Genomic DNA, 17805 nt, shown 5'->3' with positions numbered 1-17805 from the left:
AATCCTCAAGCATCACCATGGCTACGCCCGTGATCGATTACGGTCTGGTGGCCTCGTTGCGCGCTGCGGCAAACGAAATATTCGGGCGCGCTGTTCTCAAGGCTGTCGCCCTCCTGCGCAATGTTCGAGAAAATTGAGCCGCACCGCCGCTCGTCCGAGGGGACTTCACTTCGTATGATACCAACACGATCACGCTCAGGCTTTTTCTCTCCGTCCCGTTCCCGGCAGCCCATAACACGGTGGCTTGATGTCAAACCGCTCTACGCGGAATATCAGATGGAAACGAGCGACAGCCGCCTCGCTGAAGCGGAACGGGTGGCCGCGTCAACCGAAACGCCACCCCAATGCGCGAATTGGCCATTCCGGCACACGCCACTATCAAGGCGTATATCCGGGCACGCTGTGCAAATGCTGCAAGTTTTCCCGATGCTGTTTACCGAACCGGCATTTCTGCGCCCCCTTTCGACGGCGCTGGTGCTCTGCTTTCAGAACCGATTACTGAAACAGATACACAAGCCGGGCGACGGGACCAGAGGCGCAAAATGACGGTGGCATTCACCTGCACTCAGGCCGGCGGCATGAGCCACAGAGTTGGCTCCGGGAGGAGGCATGAAGGCATCAGAGATGATCGATACGTGAGACGCCCTGAATAGTCCGTAATTGCTCGCCCAAGCGCGGCGTGACCGGGAAGTGCCCGCTGAGAGTCACCTCTATTGCCTTTGTTTCGTCAACGGCTGGCACCAGCACGATCTTGCCGCGCCCCCTGCCCTTGCTGCCCAGTAGGTCGCGCACCTTTGTCACGGCTGAGGCATCGCTGATCCAGACGCGCATTTCAGAGCTTTCCTGAGCCGCCGCCTTTTCCAGATCTGTCACGTCGGTTGCCGTGATGCGCAGCGCGTCACCCTCCAGCTTCAGATCCGCCGTCACCATAACGGCCTGACCGGCCACTAGCAGGTCGCGGCAGCGCGACAGCACCTCGGAGAACAGCGTGACCTCGCAGCCCCCTGTCGCATCTGACAGACGCACCCAGGCCATCTTGCTGCCACTCTTGGTCGGGCGCTCCTTCTTGTCGACCACGCATCCCGCGATGCGTACGCGATAGGAGCCGTTTTCCGCAGCTGTCATGAGGTTCTGGGAAGTCAGCACATTGGCGCGCTTGAGCACAGAGCGATAGGCGTCGAGCGGATGCGCCGACATGTGAAAGCCGATGGCTTCTGCCTCAGCCGCCAGACGCTCGAATTCGGGCCAGTACGGCGCTTCTGCAAGGCGCAACTCTTCCGGTTCGGCCGCGGCGCCGAACAGTCCGATCTGACCTGAAGCCGCTTCCTGCGCTTCGGATTGCGCCCGACGCATGATGATTTCCGAGCTGGCAAAAACGATATGCCGCGGCTTGCCCAGTGAGTCGAAACCGCCCGCCTTGGCCAGATTTTCGATCTGGATCTTGTTGAGCTGCCTGGCGTCGCAACGAGCGGCCAGATCGGCCAAGCTGGTGAAAGGCTTGTCTCCGCGCGCCTCGACAATGGCTTCCATGGCCGAGAAGCCCACGCGTTTGATGGCAGCAAGCGCGTAGCGGATGGCCCAGCTACCGTCTTCCTGTTTCTCGAGCGAAAAATCAGCTTTCGAACGGTTGATATCGACCGGCAGCACCTTGATTTTCATCCGACGCGCCTCCTGACAGAGCGAGGCAAGCTTGTCGGTCTTTTCTCGTGCCAGCGACATGCATCCGGCCAGGAAGGCCACCGGGTGGTTCGCCTTCATCCAGGCCGTCTGATACGACACAAGGGCATAAGCGGCGGCGTGGGATTTATTGAAGCCGTAATCGGCAAAGCGGGCCATGAGGTCGAACACTTCGGCCGCTTTTTCCGGCGTGATGCCGCGTCCGGTCGCGCCCTTGACGAAAATCTCGCGCTGCGTGTCCATCTCCGCACGGATTTTCTTGCCCATGGCGCGACGCAGCAGATCGGCGCCGCCGAGACTGTACCCGGCCATTTTCTGGGCGATCTGCATGACCTGTTCCTGATAGACCATGATACCATAGGTCTCTGACAGGATATCGCGGATCTCCTCATGAGGCGGCTCCCAATCCGCCCCGTGCTTGCGCGCGCAGTAATCGGGGATATTCGCCATCGGCCCCGGCCGGTAGAGCGCCACTGCCGCAATCAGATCCTCAAGCCGTGTCGGGCGCATCTGCTTGAGCACGTCACGCATGCCCGCGCCTTCAAACTGGAATACACCGCCCGCATCGCCGCGGGCCAACATGTCATAGGTCGGCGCATCGTCGAGCGGCAGCGTTGCAAGATCGACCTCGATGCCCTGCTGCGCGATGAAATTGATTCCGCGTTTGAGAATGGTGAGCGTGGTCAGGCCAAGGAAGTCGAACTTCACCAGCCCCGCCTGCTCGACAAACTTCATGTTATACTGCGTGACCAGCATATCGCTTTTGGGGTCGCGATAGAGCGGCACGAGCTCGACCAGCTCACGATCGCCGATCACAACGCCGGCAGCATGGGTCGAGGCGTGGCGATAGAGCCCTTCAAGCTGCAACGCGATTTCCATGAGACGGCGTAGCGCCTCGTCATTATCGCGCATTTCCTGCAAGCGCGGCTCGCCATCGATCGCCTGTTTGAGCGTCACTGGCTTGGCCGGGTTGTTCGGAATCAGCTCGGCAACACGGTTGACCATGCCAAAAGGCAGACCCAGCACACGCCCCACGTCGCGCACGGCAGCGCGCGCCTGAAGCTTACCGAAAGTGATGATCTGCGCCACGCGCTCGCCACCATATTCGGTGCGCACATAGCGGATCACCTCGTCGCGCCGGTCCTGACAGAAATCGATATCGAAATCGGGCATCGACACGCGTTCGGGGTTCAGAAAGCGCTCGAACAGCAGATTGAAAGGCAGCGGATCGATATCGGTAATGGTCAGCGCCCAGGCGACGAGAGAGCCTGCGCCCGATCCACGTCCCGGTCCGACCGGGATGTCATGTTCCTTCGCCCACTGGATGAAATCGGCGACGATCAGAAAGTAACCGGGGAAGCCCATGCGGGCTATGATGCCCAGCTCCATCTCCAGCCGCTCTTCATAGCGCGTCCGTGTCGCCTCATCGGCAGTCATGCGCTCCAGGCGCAGCTTCAACCCACCCCTCGACATCGATCGAAGCGTCTCTTCCTCTGTCTCGCCCTCGTTGACCTTAGGGCAGACGGGCAGAAGCGGCGGCCGCGTCGAGACCTTCACAGCGCAGCGCTGAGCGATCATGAGCGTGTTGTCACAGGCCTCGGGCAGATCCGCAAAAAGAGCCCGCATCGCGTCCGGGCTTTTGAACCAGTGCTCTGGCGTGACACGCCAGCGCTCCTGCTCAGCCATGGTACGGCCCTGCGCGATGCAGAGCAGTGCATCATGGGCCTCATGCATTGCGGGCTTGGCATAGAAGCACTCATTGGTCGCGACCAATGGCAGACCGAGACGGTCAGCCGCCGCGATCATCCCGGGCTCGACGGCTTTTTCCTCAGCCAGACCGTGGCGATGGAGTTCGACGGCCATGTTATCGCCAAAGCTCTCATGCAGACGGCGCAACAGGGCCATCGCCTGCTCCTCCTGCCCTTCGGCCAGAAGACGGAAAAGCGGCCCGCGCGTGCCCCCTGTAAGCAAGAACAGCCCTTCGGCGTGACCGCAGAGCGTTTCGAGCATAATAGCCGGATCGGAAGGATCGCCCTTCAGAAACCCCTCGGAAGAGAGAAACTGCAGATTGGCGAGACCGATCTCGTTACGTGCAAGCGCCACCATGGGTTCGGAGGGCGCACCCGGCTTGTCGCTGCGCGACGGCAAGGCAAGTTGACAGCCGACAATCGGCTGCACGCCCTTGCTCGTACAATATTGCGAGAATTCCAGCGCCCCGAAGAGGTTGCCCGTATCCGTCAGCCCCACCGCAGGCATGGCCGATTCGGCGGCCAGAGCCACCAGATCGGGGATGCGTATCGCCCCCTGGCTCAGCGAATAGGCGGAGTGATTACGAAGGTGAACGAAGCGGGCATGGGACATGAGGCAGGATGTATCAGACCCGCCCCCTGGCTTCATCCCTTTCTTTATTTCGCGACGATCTGACCGTCGCGCAGCGTCACGACACGGTCCATACGCGACGCCAGGTCTTCATTATGGGTCGCGATCAACGCACCAACCTTTTCGCTGCGCACGGCGCGCAGCAATTCGTCGAAGACGGCGTCGGACGTATGCACATCGAGATTGCCGGTCGGCTCATCAGCCAGCAGCAATCCGGGTCGGTTCGCCAGAGCCCGCGCAATGGCCACGCGCTGTTTTTCACCACCCGACAGCTTGCCGGGCAGGTTTTGAAGGCGGTGCGACAGACCGAAACGCGTCAAGAGATCGGTTGCGCGCGCTTTCGCGTCACGCGGGGAAACGCCCGCCACATGCTGGGGCAGAACCACATTTTCCAACGCCGAGAACTCGGCCAGAAGATGATGGAACTGATAGACGAAGCCGATCTCGTCACGACGTATCTGCGTGCGCAGCGTATCGCTGAGCGTGCGCGTTTCGCGCCCGGCGACACGCACTGCCCCCTCCTGAGGCGATTCAAGAAGACCCGCTATGTGCAGCAAAGTCGACTTGCCCGTGCCGCTCGGCGCGACCAGGGCCACGATCTCGCCGGGGAACAGGTCGAAACTCGCCCCCTTGAGAATTTCCAGCGTCTCGTCACCCGAGCGGAACCGTCTCGTGACGCCCTCGAGGCTGAGGACAGGTGTTTCACTCATGACGCAGCGCCTCGATCGGATCGGTTTTGGCCGCGCGCCACGAAGGATAGAGCGTCGCGATGAAAGACAAAGCCAGCGACATTACCATCACTTCAATGACCTGAGACCAGATCAGCTTCGCGGGCAGATGTTCGAGATAGTAGAATTCCGGATTGAACAGGCTGGTATGGGTCAGATGCTCGACGCCATGCTGGATGCGCTCGATATTGAGGCAGAACACGACTCCAATACCGAAACCGATCAACGTGCCCGACACACCGACAGAGGCGCCGCACATCAGGAAGATGCGCATAATCGCTCCGCGGCTCGCGCCGAGCGTGCGCAGCACGGCGATATCACGTGTCTTGTCCTTGACCATCATGATCATGGACGAAATCACATTGAAAGCCGCCACGAGAATGATGAGCGTCAGGATGAGGAACATCACGTTCTGCTGCACGGTCAGCGCACCGAGAAACGCATTATTGCTCTGTGTCCAGTCCATAACGCGCAGTCTGGGGTCGTCCAGACGCTCGGCGATGGCACGCGTCACGGGGGCGACTTCCAGCGCGTCTTTCGTCGCGACCTGAATGAGCGATACGGCCCCGGGCATCATGAGAAAGCGCTGGGCCGAATCAAGCGGCATGAGGATGACGCTCGTATCGTAATCATTGACCCCGGCATCGAACACCATCGCCACATGATAGGCGCGTATGCGTGGCATGGTCCCAAAAGGCGTAGCGCGTCCGTTGGGCGAAAGCAGGGTTACCTTGCTGCCGACGCCAAGCCCGGCGCGCGCGGCCAAAGTGGTGCCGACGGCTATGGCGTCATCGCCCTGAAAATCGGACAGCTTGCCGTCGATCACCGAATCACTCAGCGCATGAAGATCGCGCAGATCGTCCGGTGCGATGCCACGCACCACGCCACCCGTCGAATAGCTGCCGGCATCGATCAGCACCGTGCCTTCTGCCATCGGCGTGACGCGCGTGACGTTCTTCACGCCTTTGATGGCAACGACATCATCCTGATAATTGCTGATGCTGTGACCGGCGCTGAAGATGTTCAGATCGCCATTCAGCCCGAGCACGCGGCCCATCAGGTCGGCGCGAAACCCGTTCATCACCGCCATGACGATGATGAGGGTCGCCACACCGAGCGCGATCCCGATCAGCGAGAAAATGGCGATGATGGAGACGAAGCGCTCTCCGCGACGGGCGCGCAGATAGCGCCCCGCCACCACGCGCTCGAAGCGATTGAACATGATCAGGCGGCGTCCTTGCCTGCTGCATCGGCGCCGAGCACCTTGGCCAGAGCCTCTTCAACCGACAACTCGAAACGCTCGCCAGTCGCACGGCGCTTGAGCTCGACCTTGCCCTCTTTTGCACCGCGAGGACCGACGATCATCTGCCAGGGGTGACCCATCAGATCGGCATCGTTGAACTTCACGCCAGCCCGCTCGCCGCGATCATCGTAAAGGAAGGAATCAGGGGCCGCAGCATAAAGCTTTTCGCACAGCGCATCGACTGCCTCGTCACCGGGCTTGAGGCTGAGAATGGCCGCGCGGAAAGGCGCAACGGAATCCGGCCAGATGATACCGGATTCGTCATGGCTGGCTTCGATGATCGCGCCTACGAGACGCGAGACGCCGATCCCATAGGAACCCATTTCGGGGAAGAACTGGTTGCCATCGGCCCCACTGACCGAAATCCCCATAGATTCCGTGTATTTTGTGCCGAAATAGAAGATATGCCCGACTTCGATGCCACGGCCTTCGCGACGACGATCGGCAGGGACGTCTTCCCACGCCTTTTCATCATGCATTTCGTCGGTCGCGGCATAGAATTTCGTCACAGCGCTGAAGAAAGACTCAAGGCTGGAGTGATCGGCGATATCGACCGATTCATGCAGCCAGTCCTGCTCCTCAAGAGCTGCGTCGAAAAACACGCCGCTCTCGCCAGTCGGTGCCAGAACCAGAAACTCATGGCTCAGATCGCCACCGATCGGCCCCGTATCGGCCTTCATCGGTACAGCCCGCACGCCCAGACGCTGGAAGGTGCGCAGATAGGCCAGCATCATGCGGCGATAGGCTGCAACGGCGTCATCATAGGACGCGTCGAAGGAATAGGCGTCCTTCATGAAGAACTCGCGGCCGCGCATCACGCCAAAACGCGGGCGTAGCTCGTCGCGGAATTTCCACTGAACATGGTAGAGCGCCTGAGGCAGCTCGCGGTAGGATTTGATCACCTGACCGAAGAGATCGGTAATCATTTCCTCATTAGTCGGCCCGTAAAGCAGTTCGCGATCCTGGCGATCGCGAATACGCAGCATTTCCGGCCCATAGGCGTCATAACGACCCGAGCGCTTCCACAGCTCTGAAGACTGCACGGTCGGCATCAGCACTTCCTGAGCGCCGATAGCATTCTGCTCTTCACGCACAATCTGCTCGATATTGCGCAGAACACGAAGCCCCGCAGGCAGCCAGGCATAGATACCGGCGGATGTCTGACGCACCAGACCGGCGCGCAGCATCAGACGATGCGAGGCGATCTGGGCCTCGGCGGGCACTTCTTTGAGGGTGGGCAGAAAACCGCTGGAGAGACGCATCAGGCTAAACCATTCTGAGGAAAAATCGCGCGCCTTTTACGGCGCGTTCAGGAGCAGTGGCTGCGGGATCAGACCCGCAGCAGATGAACATCGACCAGCGGACGCTTCTGAAGCTTGCGCCCCAGAGCACGACGCAGCGCCGTCTTGGCAGCGTCACGGAAAGCGGAATCGTCGCGGCGCAGATCGTCGGGAATTTCGTCGATTGCATCGGCGAATTCTTCAGAAATACGCGTGCTCTCGGGGTCTTCCGCCTCAAGCAGGCCCGGTGCGCTGATCTTGGGCATCCCGATCACATAGCCCTCGTCATCGACAGCAAAGCTTGCAATCACCATGCCGTTGAACAGCATCTTGCGACGCGCCGCCAGAACGCCACCCGTCATGGGCAGCAGGCGACCGCCATCGAGCGCCAGGCGCCCGGTGGGGGCAGTATCGACCACTTCTGCATGATCGGGACCGAGACGCAGCAGATCGCCGTCTTCCAGCAGGATCGCTTCCGCACCCGTCTCACGCGCCAGAGCGGCATGCGCGGTCAGATGACGCCACTCGCCATGAGTCGGCACGCTCAGCTTCGGGCGCACGAGGCTATAGAGATGGCGCAGGTCATCCGATGTCGCATGACCGGACACATGAACCAGATGATCCTTGTCCGTGAGCACGGTCGCACCACGGCGGGTCAGGTTATCCTGCACCGCCATGACCGCCTGCTCATTGCCAGGAATCATGCGCGACGAATAAATGACCGTGTCACCTTCACCGAGCGAGATATTCGGGTGCACGTCCGACGCGATGCGCGAGAGCGCCGAGCGCGGTTCGCCCTGGCTTCCCGTGATGATCATCAGCAGACGGTTATCGGGAACCGAGTTGGCTTCGCGCTCGTCGAGGAAGGGCGGGATATCCTGCAGATAGCCGCACTCGCGCGCTGCCACTTCGAGATTACGCAGCGAGCGCCCGACGACCATGACCTGACGCCCCGCCGCCTTGGCGGCGCGCGCAATGCTTTCGACACGCGCTACGTTGGAAGCAAAGCAGGTAATGGCAACACGGCCGTGCAGGGTCTTGATCAGACCGGCCATGGAATCACGTACCTGACCCTCGGTACCGGAAATGCCTTCGCGGAACACATTGGTGCTGTCACACACCATGGCCAGAACGCCTTCGTCACCCAACTTGCGAAAAGCGTCGAGATCGGTCAGCGGGCCGACAACGGGCTCGTTATCGAGCTTGAGATCACCCGTATGCACAATCGTGCCATAAGGCGTGCGCAGCACCAGAGACTGCGCTTCGGGCACCGAATGGGTAACATTGATGAACTGGAGATCGAACGGACCGACCTCGAAACGCGACCCCATGGGGATAGTGTGGATGTTTACCTGCGGCAGCAGATGCGCCTCGCCCAGCTTGCGACGCAGAACGGCCGCAGCGAAAGGCGTTGCATAGATCGGGCAGCGCAGTTGCGGCCAGAGATGGGCAACAGCGCCCAGATGATCCTCATGCGCATGGGTAATCACGAGCCCGCACAGGCTCTTGTGGCGCTCTGCGATGAAGAGCGGGTCAGGCATAAGGATTTCGGCTTCGGGGGTATCATTGCCCGAAAACCCGATACCGCAATCGATGGCGAGCCACTTGCCATCGAGGCAGTAGAGGTTGAAATTCATGCCGATCTCGCCTGTCCCGCCCAACGGCAGGAATGCGAGACCTTTTTCAGTCACTGACATTCAAAATTCCTAAAAACAAACAAAAAACACACCTTCATCCTGGTGCCGGAATGAATTCGCCCGTCGAGTTGCGCGCAGCCAGAAGGCGCAATCCGTCGAGCGTGAGAGTTGGAGCGACATGCTGGAACAGGTTTGTTCCCTCAGAGAAAAGCGGGGCCAGGCCGCCCGTGGCGATCACCTTGATCGGGGTGGCCATCTCAAGCGCGATACGCGAGACGATCCCCTCGACCAGACCGACATAACCCCAGAAAAGTCCCGATCGCATGGCGACGGTCGTGCTGCGACCGATGGCAGAGGACGGCCGGCCGACACTGATACGCGGCAGTCGTGCTGCGGCCTGATGCAGCGCCTCGAGCGACAGGTTGACGCCTGGCGCGATAGCCCCGCCGCAGAACGCGCCTTCCGCATCCACCACATCGAAAGTGGTGGCCGTGCCGAAATCGACCACGACGAGAGGTCCACCGTAGAAATGCTGCGCTGCAAGACCGTTGAGCCGACGATCGACACCGACCTCCGATGGCGTATCGACGTTGAGAGGATAACCCCAGTCCAGCGCGGTATTGGCAATCAGAGGCTCTATATCCAGCCACTCGCGGCAAAGACGACGCAGATGGTAAAGTGCAGCGGGCACCACAGTACCGATGATGGCGCGGGAGATCGCCTGAGGACGCAGCCCTGAGCGTTCGATCAGGCTCAGAAGCCACACGGCATAATCATCGGACGTGCGCTGGTCGTTGGTCGAAATACGCCAGGTGCCGCGCCATTCCCTGCCGTCATGCACGGCAAAAACGATATTGGTGTTACCGGCGTCGACAACGAGGAGCACTGACCATCCTTCACCCTAGCAGTAGAATATCCCCCGCCGCGAACGTCTGAATCTCGCCCCGATCAGTCTGGAGAAGCAACCGACCGTTCGCGTCGAGACCCGCGAAGAAACCCTCTATATAGTCGCCCCCCCTCTGAACCGCAAGCCGCGCGCCGGGCTCATGCGCCCGGTCGAGCCAGGCCTTGCGAACGGGTTCGAAGCCTTCTCGCTCCCAACGGCCGAGCCAGAGGCCGAACTGATCCAGAATTGCTACTGCAAGAGCCTCAGGGGCAATCTCGGCGCCCAGGGCCGCGGCTGAAACCGTTCTGCGCCCCTCGATCTCGGGGGCGGTTACGAGATTGGCACCGACGCCCGTGACAATCCAGGCCGAACCCGAAGCGCCGCCGCGTTCGATCAGCACACCGCAGAGCTTGGCACCCTCGCAAATAACGTCATTGGGCCATTTGAGCCGCAGCCCTGCTCGAGGCAGGAAAGACCCGAGTGCCTCATGCACTGCGACAGCCACCAGAAACGGCATGACCTGTATCAGGGCATCGACGGCATCGTGTCTTAGCAAAAAGGAAAGGGAAAGATTGCCCTCAGGCGCCGTCCAGGCGCGTCCCCGCGTGCCCCTGCCCGCCGTCTGACGACGTGCGAGAACCGCAAGGCCATTGACCGCACCCGCTTCAGCCTGATTTTTGCAGAAATCGGAGGTCGACCCGAGCGAATCATAGCACGTCAGGGACCAGGGGAAGCTCATAACTCTTCCTGATACTGAGGAATGGTGGGCGATGACGGGATTGAACCGCCGACCCTCTCGGTGTAAACGAGACGCTCTACCGCTGAGCTAATCGCCCTCAGGACAGGAAGCGTCGAATCGCTGCCTGTCGTGGAAGTGGGAATACGTTAACTTACGGCATCCTTCAAGCCCTTGCCGGGGCGGAAACGCACAGAAACCGATGCGGGAATATCAATTTCTTCACCCGTGCGCGGGTTACGCCCCTTCGCTGCCTTGCGCGTAGCGGTGGCAAAAGAGCCAAACCCGACGAGACGCACTTCCTGCTTGCGGGCCAGAGCTTCTTCGATGCTCGCGAACAGCGCCTCGACCACATCTCCCGCCTTTGCCTTGGGCAGATCGGTCTTTTCGGCGACCGCTGCAATGAGCTCCTGTTTGTTCAGCGGCTTTTCCATCTCGTTCCCTTACAGAATTCCTGAAAATCCGACCCTTTACGGATCGCTCGGCATGTCTTGCTGGGCACTATGAAGGCGTTTTTTGTTACGTCAACCGCGCAGATCACGACTGGACGACGCTATTTAACGCTTTAGGCAAGGCTGCGTCTTTCATGCCATGCCTAGCAAAATGGCCGCCCCTTTCGAGGCGACCATCCTGCGTTGCGATAAAGATATACAATGGTGCCGCTTAACGACGCGAGGCTGTAACGACGCTCTGGCAGACAGAGGCGGCAGGCGTTGTCCGCGCTCCGCTCTCTCACCTGCCTGACCATCCGGCTACAAAACCGTTATGGGCGGTCCGCACGGATTCAGTGCGGCAACTGGCTCGACAGCGCCTCGGCCGCGCGACCTGCCGGCACATCCTCTTCCTCATCCCATTCGATCGCCTCGGGCGGGCGGACAAGTGCCGCCGCCAGAACCTGATCGACATGAGAAACAGGGATGATCGTCAATGCCTCTTTGACGTTGTTCGGGATCTCGGCGAGGTCCTTCTCATTGTCCTTTGGAATGAACACAGTCGCGATACCGGCACGCGTTGCGGCCAATAGCTTTTCCTTCAGGCCACCGATCTCGAGCACACGACCGCGCAGCGTGATTTCACCCGTCATCGCAACATCGCGGCGAATGGGGATGCCGGTCATGACGCTGACGATCGATGTCGCCATGGCGACACCGGCAGACGGACCGTCCTTGGGCGTTGCGCCCTCGGGCACATGCACATGAATATCGCGCTTCTCGAAAATCGAGGGCTTGATACCGAAAGACTGCGCACGCGAGCGGACATAGGACACAGCGGCAGAAACACTCTCCTGCATCACCTCCCCCAGCTTGCCGGTCGCCTTCACTTGCCCCTTTCCGGGCAGGATCACGCTCTCGATGGTCAGGATCTCGCCGCCCACCTCGGTCCAGGCAAGGCCCGAGACCATGCCGACCAGATCCTCGGTTTCGGTCTCTCCGTGCTTAAAACGACGTACGCCGGAGAATTCGGCTAGGTTTTCAGGCGTCACCGCGATGGTTTCGACCGAAGACGTCACGAGACGCTTCACGACGCGTCGCGCAATCTTGGCGATCTCGCGCTCAAGGCTACGCACACCGGCCTCACGCGTGTAATGCTGGATCAGGCTGCGCAGAGCTGCATCGCTGATCGACCATTCATGCGGCTTGAGATTATGTGCCTCGGCCTGCTTGCCCACCAGATGGCGGCGCGCAATCTCGACCTTCTCATCCTCGGTATAGCCCGACAGACGAATGATCTCCATGCGGTCCAGCAGCGGCTGGGGCATGTTCAGACTATTCGCCGTGGTGACGAACATCACATCGGAAAGGTCGTAATCGACTTCGAGATAATGATCGTTGAACGTGCTGTTCTGCTCCGGGTCCAGTACCTCGAGCAGTGCCGAGGACGGATCGCCACGCCAGTCCGAGCCTAGCTTGTCGATCTCATCGAGCAGAAAGAGCGGGTTAGACGTCTTGGCCTTTTTCATGCCCTGAACGATCTTGCCCGGCATCGAGCCGATATAGGTGCGGCGATGCCCGCGGATTTCGGACTCGTCATGCACGCCACCCAGCGACATGCGCACATATTGACGCCCTGTCGCCTTGGCGATCGAACGCGCCAGCGAGGTCTTGCCAACGCCCGGTGGCCCCACGAGGCACAGGATCGGCCCCTTGAGCTTCTGAGAACGCGTCTGCACGGCCAGATATTCGAGGATACGCTCCTTGACCTTCTCCAGACCGTAATGCTCGGATTCGAGCACCTCTTCTGCAGCCGCGAAATCGCGCGAGACCTTCGAGCGCTTCTTCCAGGGAATGCTCAGGATCCAGTCGAGGTAATTGCGCACGACGGTGGACTCAGCCGACATCGGGCTCATGCCACGCAGCTTGCGCAGCTCACCCATGGCTTTCTCGCGCGCTTCCTTGCTCAGTTTGGTCTTGGCGATACGCTCTTCGATTTCAGCCGTCTCGTCGCGACCGTCCTCGCCCTCGCCCAGCTCCTTCTGGATCGCCTTAAGCTGCTCGTTCAGGTAATATTCGCGCTGGGTCTTTTCCATCTGCCGCTTGACGCGGTTGCGGATCTTTTTCTCCACCTGAAGAACGCCGATCTCCTGCTCCATATGGGCAAAGACCTGCTCCAGACGATGGCTGACAGAGCCGCCTTCGAGGATATCCTGCTTCTCGGCAATCTTGAGATTCAGATGGCTCGCAATGGTGTCCGCCAGTTTCGAGAGATCCTCGATCTGGTTAAGCGACACCATGACCTCGGGCGCGATCTTCTTGTTGAGCTTGATATACTGCTCGAACTGGGAAATCGCCGTGCGGCCGAGTGCCTCGACTTCGCTACCCGTCTCGGGTGCATCGGCAACTTCCTCGATCTCAGCCTCAAAATGGCCGTCGATATCGTGGAATTCCTTGATCCGTGCGCGGCGAATGCCCTCGACCAGCACCTTGACGGTGCCATCAGGCAGCTTGAGAAGCTGCAGGATCGTGGAGATCGTGCCGAAACGATAGATATCGTCTGCTGGCGGGTCATCCTGCGACGCATTTTTCTGCGCGACGAGCAGGATCTGCTTGTTGTCACGCGTAACAGCCTCAAGGGCACGTACCGATTTCTCGCGACCGACAAAAAGCGGCACGATCATATGCGGGAAGACAACGATATCGCGCAGCGGCAGAACGGCAATGGTCTCGACCGGCTTCGCCTTGGCTTCTTCTGCCTTGGCTGCGGTGTTGAGCTTGCTCGCCGCAGTCTTCCTCTTTTTTTCACTCATGAAACTCTGATCTCCTTAAGGACGATCTCGGCAATGTCACCCGAAATTTGGCGTGAACGACGCCGCGTCTTTACCGCCGGGAAAGGCAGCTTCTTTTCATATGAGAACGAAGGACCGGGGCAGCAAGCCGGTCCGTCGTTTTTAGGTCCTGCCCATCAGGCAGATTGCTCGGCGGGCTCGCTGGCCTTGCCCTTGCCATAGACATAGACAGGCGCCGCACGGTTTTCGGCCACATCCTTGTTGATCACGACCTCTTCGACCCCATCGAGACCGGGCAGATCGAACATCGTGCCAAGCAGGATGGCTTCCATGATCGACCGCAGACCGCGCGCGCCTGTCTTGCGGGCAATGGCGCGCTGGGCGATCTGGGTAAGCGCATCATCCGTAAAGGTCAGGGCCACGCCTTCCATCTGGAAAAGGCGCTGATACTGCTTCACCAGCGCGTTCTTCGGCTTGGAGAGAATGGCGACCAGCGTCTCCTCATCCAGGTCCTCAAGCGTTGCGACGACCGGCAGACGACCGATGAACTCGGGGATGAGGCCGAATTTCAACAGATCTTCTGGCTCGACATCATGCAGCACGGCACCCAGACGACGATCATCGGGGTTCTGCACATCGGCGCCGAAGCCGATGCCCGAGCCCTTGCCGCGCGCCGAAATGATCTTGTCCAGCCCGGCAAAGGCGCCGCCACAAATGAACAGCATGTTGGTGGTGTCGACCTGCAGGAATTCCTGCTGCGGGTGCTTGCGCCCACCCTGAGGCGGGACGGAGGCAACGGTGCCCTCCATCAGCTTAAGCAGGGCCTGCTGAACACCTTCGCCACTCACATCGCGCGTGATCGACGGATTGTCGGATTTGCGCGAAATCTTGTCGATTTCGTCGATATAGACGATGCCGCGCTGTGCGCGTTCAACGTTGTAATCGGCGGCCTGCAGCAGCTTGAGAATGATGTTTTCGACGTCTTCACCCACATAACCGGCTTCGGTCAGGGTCGTGGCATCGGCCATGGTGAAAGGCACATCGAGAATGCGCGCCAGCGTCTGGGCAAGCAGCGTCTTACCTGTACCTGTCGGGCCGATCAGCATGATATTGGACTTTGCAATCTCGATATCGTTGCTCTTCTGGGAATGCGCGAGACGCTTGTAGTGGTTGTGCACAGCCACCGAAAGCGCGCGCTTGGCGATGAACTGGCCAATCACGTAATCATCGAGAACCTTGCAGATCTCCTTGGGCGTCGGCACCCCGTCACGCGACTTCACAAGATGCGTCTTGTGCTCTTCGCGGATGATATCCATGCACAGCTCGACGCATTCATCGCAGATGAAGACGGTAGGACCGGCAATGAGCTTGCGCACCTCGTGCTGCGACTTGCCGCAGAACGAGCAATACAGGGTGTTTTTCGAATCGCCGGTCTTGTTATTCATCGCTGCTCCTCCTCCCCGATCTGCCCGGCCATGCGACCTGAACGCGACAGGGGGAATTCCAAACTTAGGCCAGGCGATGAGAGCCCGGCAAGCCCCTCCGGTCTGGGGCTGTAACGGGGCCATTCGGCCCCGGTCACAAGGCTGCCTGTCGCAGCCCCGCTGTAGATCCGGCGAGAGGGCCGGACCTCACAACCGGGAGCAGGCTCAGCCCTGCTCGGAAATGCTTTTCGGACGCGCCTGAACGACTTCATCGATCAGACCGAATTCCTTGGCTTCGTCAGCCGAGAGATAGCTATCGCGCTCGAGCTTCTGCTCGATCTCTTCGAGCGTACGGCCCGTGTGGTTGCGATAGATCTCGTTCAGACGCTTGCGGATTTCCAGAATCTCGCGTGCCTGGATTTCGATATCAGAAGCCTGCCCCTGAGCGCCGCCCGAAGGCTGATGCACCATCACGCGCGCATTCGGCAGACAGAAGCGACGGCCCTTTTCACCAGCGGCGAGAAGCAGCGACCCCATGGAAGCCGCCTGACCGATGCAGACGGTGCTGACCGGGCAGCGAATATACTGCATGGTGTCGTACATTGCGAGGCCGGCTGAAACGACACCGCCAGGGCTGTTGATATAGAAGGAGATTTCCTTGCTCGGATTGACGCTCTCAAGATAGAGAAGCTGAGCCGAGATGACAGCGGCCACCTGATCGTAAACCGGGCCGGTCAGGAAAATGATCCGCTCCTGAAGGAGGCGGGAATAGATATCGAAAGCCCGTTCGCCGCGTGACGTCTGCTCGACGACCATCGGTACGAGCGCGTTGTTGAAGATCTCGACAGGATCGCGATCTCTCATGGCCATTTCCGTTCCTAACTGCCACCGGCCCTCAACGGGCCGGTGTGTGACTTCTTCCATCTTGGTATGGCCACCATGAACGCCTAGAGCCCGTCCGTCAAAAAACGAACGGACTCCAAGAGTCGCGGTGCGAATCAGACGATCAGAGATCGGCCGGCGGAATCTCTGCCAGCTCTTCCGGCGTCACTTCCTTGTCGGTGACCTTGGCCAGCTCGATCAGATAATCGACGACCTTGTTCTCCAGGATGGGGCCACGCAGACCGTCAGCCGCCTGCGGGTTCTTGCTGAAGAACTCGAATACGGCCTGTTCCTGACCCGGATAGCGCATGGCTTCCTGGCGGACTGCCTGCATGAGCTCTTCACGGGTCACCGTGATTTCCTTCGTGCGGCCGATTTCGGCCAACAGAAGGCCGAGCTTGACGCGACGTTCGGCAATCTTGCGGTAATCGGCGCGCAGGGTGTCTTCGTCCTTGCCCGCGTCTTCCTCATCCATCTCACCCGAAGCGCGATCCTGTTCGACACGCTGCCAGATCTGGCCGAATTCGCTCTCGACCATGCTTTCGGGCGCTTCGAAATCGGTCTTGCCCGACAGGGCGTCCAGCAGCTCGCGCTTGATGCGCAGGCGCGACAGCTGGCCGTATTCGCCCTCTGCCTGCTTGACGATGATGTCACGCACCTGAGCGATGTTCTCGAAACCGATCTTCTTGGCCAGTTCGTCATCGAGCGCCGGGTCGACCGGGGTCTTGAGCGCGTTCGCCTTGATGTCGAAAGTCGCTTCCTTGCCGGCCAGTTCCTTGGCCTGATACTCGGCGGGGAACGTGACCGTGATCACCTTCCCTTCGCCAGCCTTCATGCCTTCGAGCTGCTCGGCGAAACCGGGAATGAAGCCCTCGCCACCGATCTCAACATTGACGTCCTGCGCCGTGCCGCCATCGAAAGCCGTGCCGTCGAGCTTGCCGACGAAATCGCAATTGACAACGTCACCCTGACGGGCAGCGCGATCTTCCTCGATCGTCTCGAAGCTGCGCTGACGCTTGGCCAGCTCGGCAAGCGCCTTGTCGATCGTCTCATCGCTCGGCTTGGCCGTCAGACGGGTCAGTTCGAGACCCGACAGGTCGGGAACAGCGATCTCGGGCAGCACTTCGACTTCGATCTTGAATTCGAGATCGCCTTCGCCCTCACCACCGGAAACCAGCTCAACCTTCGGCTGCACGGCGGGGCGCAGCTTGTTGTCGTCCAGCACCTTGGTGGTGGTCTCGTTGACGACCTGCTCGAGGATCTCGCCATTCAGGGCGGCGCCATAGCGCTGCTTGACGAGCGATGCGGGCACCTTGCCGGGGCGGAAGCCGGGCAGGTTGATCGTGCGGCCCAGCTCGGCGAGACGAGCGGCGCGTCGCGCCTCCAGATCGCCAGCCGGCACAGTGACGGTAAAGCCGCGCTTCAGACCTTCGGATTGCGTTTGGGTAACCTGCATCTGTCAGGCGATCCTCTATTGACCGGGTTGCCATCGGGGCCCTGCACCCGGCTTCATCGCAGCACAGGCAAGGCAGGAAGCCCCGACTAAGGAGAAAATTTTTTGGTACGGGCGGAGGGACTTGAACCCCCACGACTTGCGCCACCAGAACCTAAATCTGGCGTGTCTACCAATTCCACCACGCCCGCACACGC

At 60.2% G+C, this 17805-nt stretch carries 13 protein-coding genes and 2 tRNA genes; 1 reads left to right on the top strand and 14 read right to left on the bottom strand.

Annotation, left to right across the window (positions count from 1 at the left end; genetic code table 11):
* Positions 1-618: 618 nt before the first annotated feature.
* The 10 genes from dnaE to lon form a co-directional block, all read right to left on the bottom strand.
* Positions 619-4038 carry a DNA polymerase III subunit alpha gene (gene dnaE, locus ABHV46_RS14865; protein ID WP_438382106.1) on the bottom strand — a complete coding sequence of 1140 codons (3420 nt, stop codon included), beginning with the start codon at positions 4036-4038 and terminating at the stop codon, positions 619-621.
* A 44-nt stretch (positions 4039-4082) separates the two neighbouring features.
* Positions 4083-4766 (bottom strand): ABC transporter ATP-binding protein, encoded by a 684-nt coding sequence (locus tag ABHV46_RS14860; protein WP_438382105.1) that lies wholly within the window; start codon positions 4764-4766, stop codon positions 4083-4085.
* On the bottom strand, positions 4759-6006 hold the full coding sequence (locus ABHV46_RS14855; RefSeq protein ID WP_438382104.1) for a lipoprotein-releasing ABC transporter permease subunit: 1248 nt from the start codon (positions 6004-6006) through the stop codon (positions 4759-4761). The genes ABHV46_RS14860 and ABHV46_RS14855 overlap by 8 nt, the downstream gene beginning before the upstream one ends.
* A 2-nt stretch (positions 6007-6008) precedes the next feature.
* Positions 6009-7349 carry a proline--tRNA ligase gene (proS, locus tag ABHV46_RS14850; protein ID WP_438382103.1) on the bottom strand — a complete coding sequence of 447 codons (1341 nt, stop codon included), beginning with the start codon at positions 7347-7349 and terminating at the stop codon, positions 6009-6011.
* 68 nt (positions 7350-7417) lie between these two features.
* A complete protein-coding gene (locus ABHV46_RS14845) occupies positions 7418-9064 on the bottom strand; it encodes a ribonuclease J (protein WP_438382102.1) in 1647 nt (548 codons plus the stop codon).
* A 34-nt stretch (positions 9065-9098) separates the two neighbouring features.
* Positions 9099-9890: a type III pantothenate kinase gene (locus ABHV46_RS14840; RefSeq protein ID WP_336945574.1), complete on the bottom strand. Its 792-nt coding sequence runs from the start codon at positions 9888-9890 to the stop codon at positions 9099-9101.
* A gap of 10 nt (positions 9891-9900) precedes the next feature.
* On the bottom strand, positions 9901-10629 hold the full coding sequence (locus tag ABHV46_RS14835; RefSeq protein ID WP_438382101.1) for a biotin--[acetyl-CoA-carboxylase] ligase: 729 nt from the start codon (positions 10627-10629) through the stop codon (positions 9901-9903).
* A 22-nt stretch (positions 10630-10651) separates the two neighbouring features.
* Positions 10652-10726 (bottom strand) — tRNA-Val (locus ABHV46_RS14830).
* 49 nt (positions 10727-10775) lie between these two features.
* Positions 10776-11060, bottom strand: a complete 285-nt coding sequence (locus ABHV46_RS14825; RefSeq protein WP_023977491.1) for an HU family DNA-binding protein — start codon at positions 11058-11060, stop codon at positions 10776-10778.
* 350 nt (positions 11061-11410) lie between these two features.
* Positions 11411-13741 carry an endopeptidase La gene (gene lon, locus ABHV46_RS14820; RefSeq protein WP_438382100.1) on the bottom strand — a complete coding sequence of 777 codons (2331 nt, stop codon included), beginning with the start codon at positions 13739-13741 and terminating at the stop codon, positions 11411-11413.
* Between lon and ABHV46_RS14815 the strand changes: the two genes are divergently transcribed.
* Positions 13671-13880 carry a hypothetical protein gene (locus ABHV46_RS14815; protein ID WP_438382099.1) on the top strand — a complete coding sequence of 70 codons (210 nt, stop codon included), beginning with the start codon at positions 13671-13673 and terminating at the stop codon, positions 13878-13880. The two genes, lon and ABHV46_RS14815, sit on opposite strands and share 71 nt — an antisense overlap.
* Positions 13881-14025: 145 nt before the next feature.
* On the opposite strand, the gene clpX is transcribed toward ABHV46_RS14815, so the two are convergent.
* The 4 genes from clpX to ABHV46_RS14795 all read right to left on the bottom strand — a co-directional run bounded on the left by clpX (position 14026) and on the right by ABHV46_RS14795 (position 17799).
* Positions 14026-15294 (bottom strand): ATP-dependent Clp protease ATP-binding subunit ClpX, encoded by a 1269-nt coding sequence (gene clpX / locus ABHV46_RS14810; RefSeq protein WP_336945576.1) that lies wholly within the window; start codon positions 15292-15294, stop codon positions 14026-14028.
* Positions 15295-15498: 204 nt separating this feature from the next.
* A complete protein-coding gene (locus ABHV46_RS14805) occupies positions 15499-16137 on the bottom strand; it encodes an ATP-dependent Clp protease proteolytic subunit (protein ID WP_188426925.1) in 639 nt (212 codons plus the stop codon).
* A 142-nt stretch (positions 16138-16279) separates the two neighbouring features.
* Positions 16280-17611 (bottom strand): trigger factor, encoded by a 1332-nt coding sequence (tig, locus tag ABHV46_RS14800; protein ID WP_438382098.1) that lies wholly within the window; start codon positions 17609-17611, stop codon positions 16280-16282.
* Positions 17612-17714: 103 nt separating this feature from the next.
* Positions 17715-17799: transfer RNA gene (locus ABHV46_RS14795), tRNA-Leu, on the bottom strand.
* Between the last annotated feature and the right edge of the window lie 6 nt (positions 17800-17805).

Source organism: Asaia sp. BMEF1, from assembly GCF_051628905.1.
In the GTDB taxonomy this organism is placed as follows: domain Bacteria; phylum Pseudomonadota; class Alphaproteobacteria; order Acetobacterales; family Acetobacteraceae; genus Asaia.
This window is presented reverse-complemented; position numbering and strand designations above follow the sequence as displayed.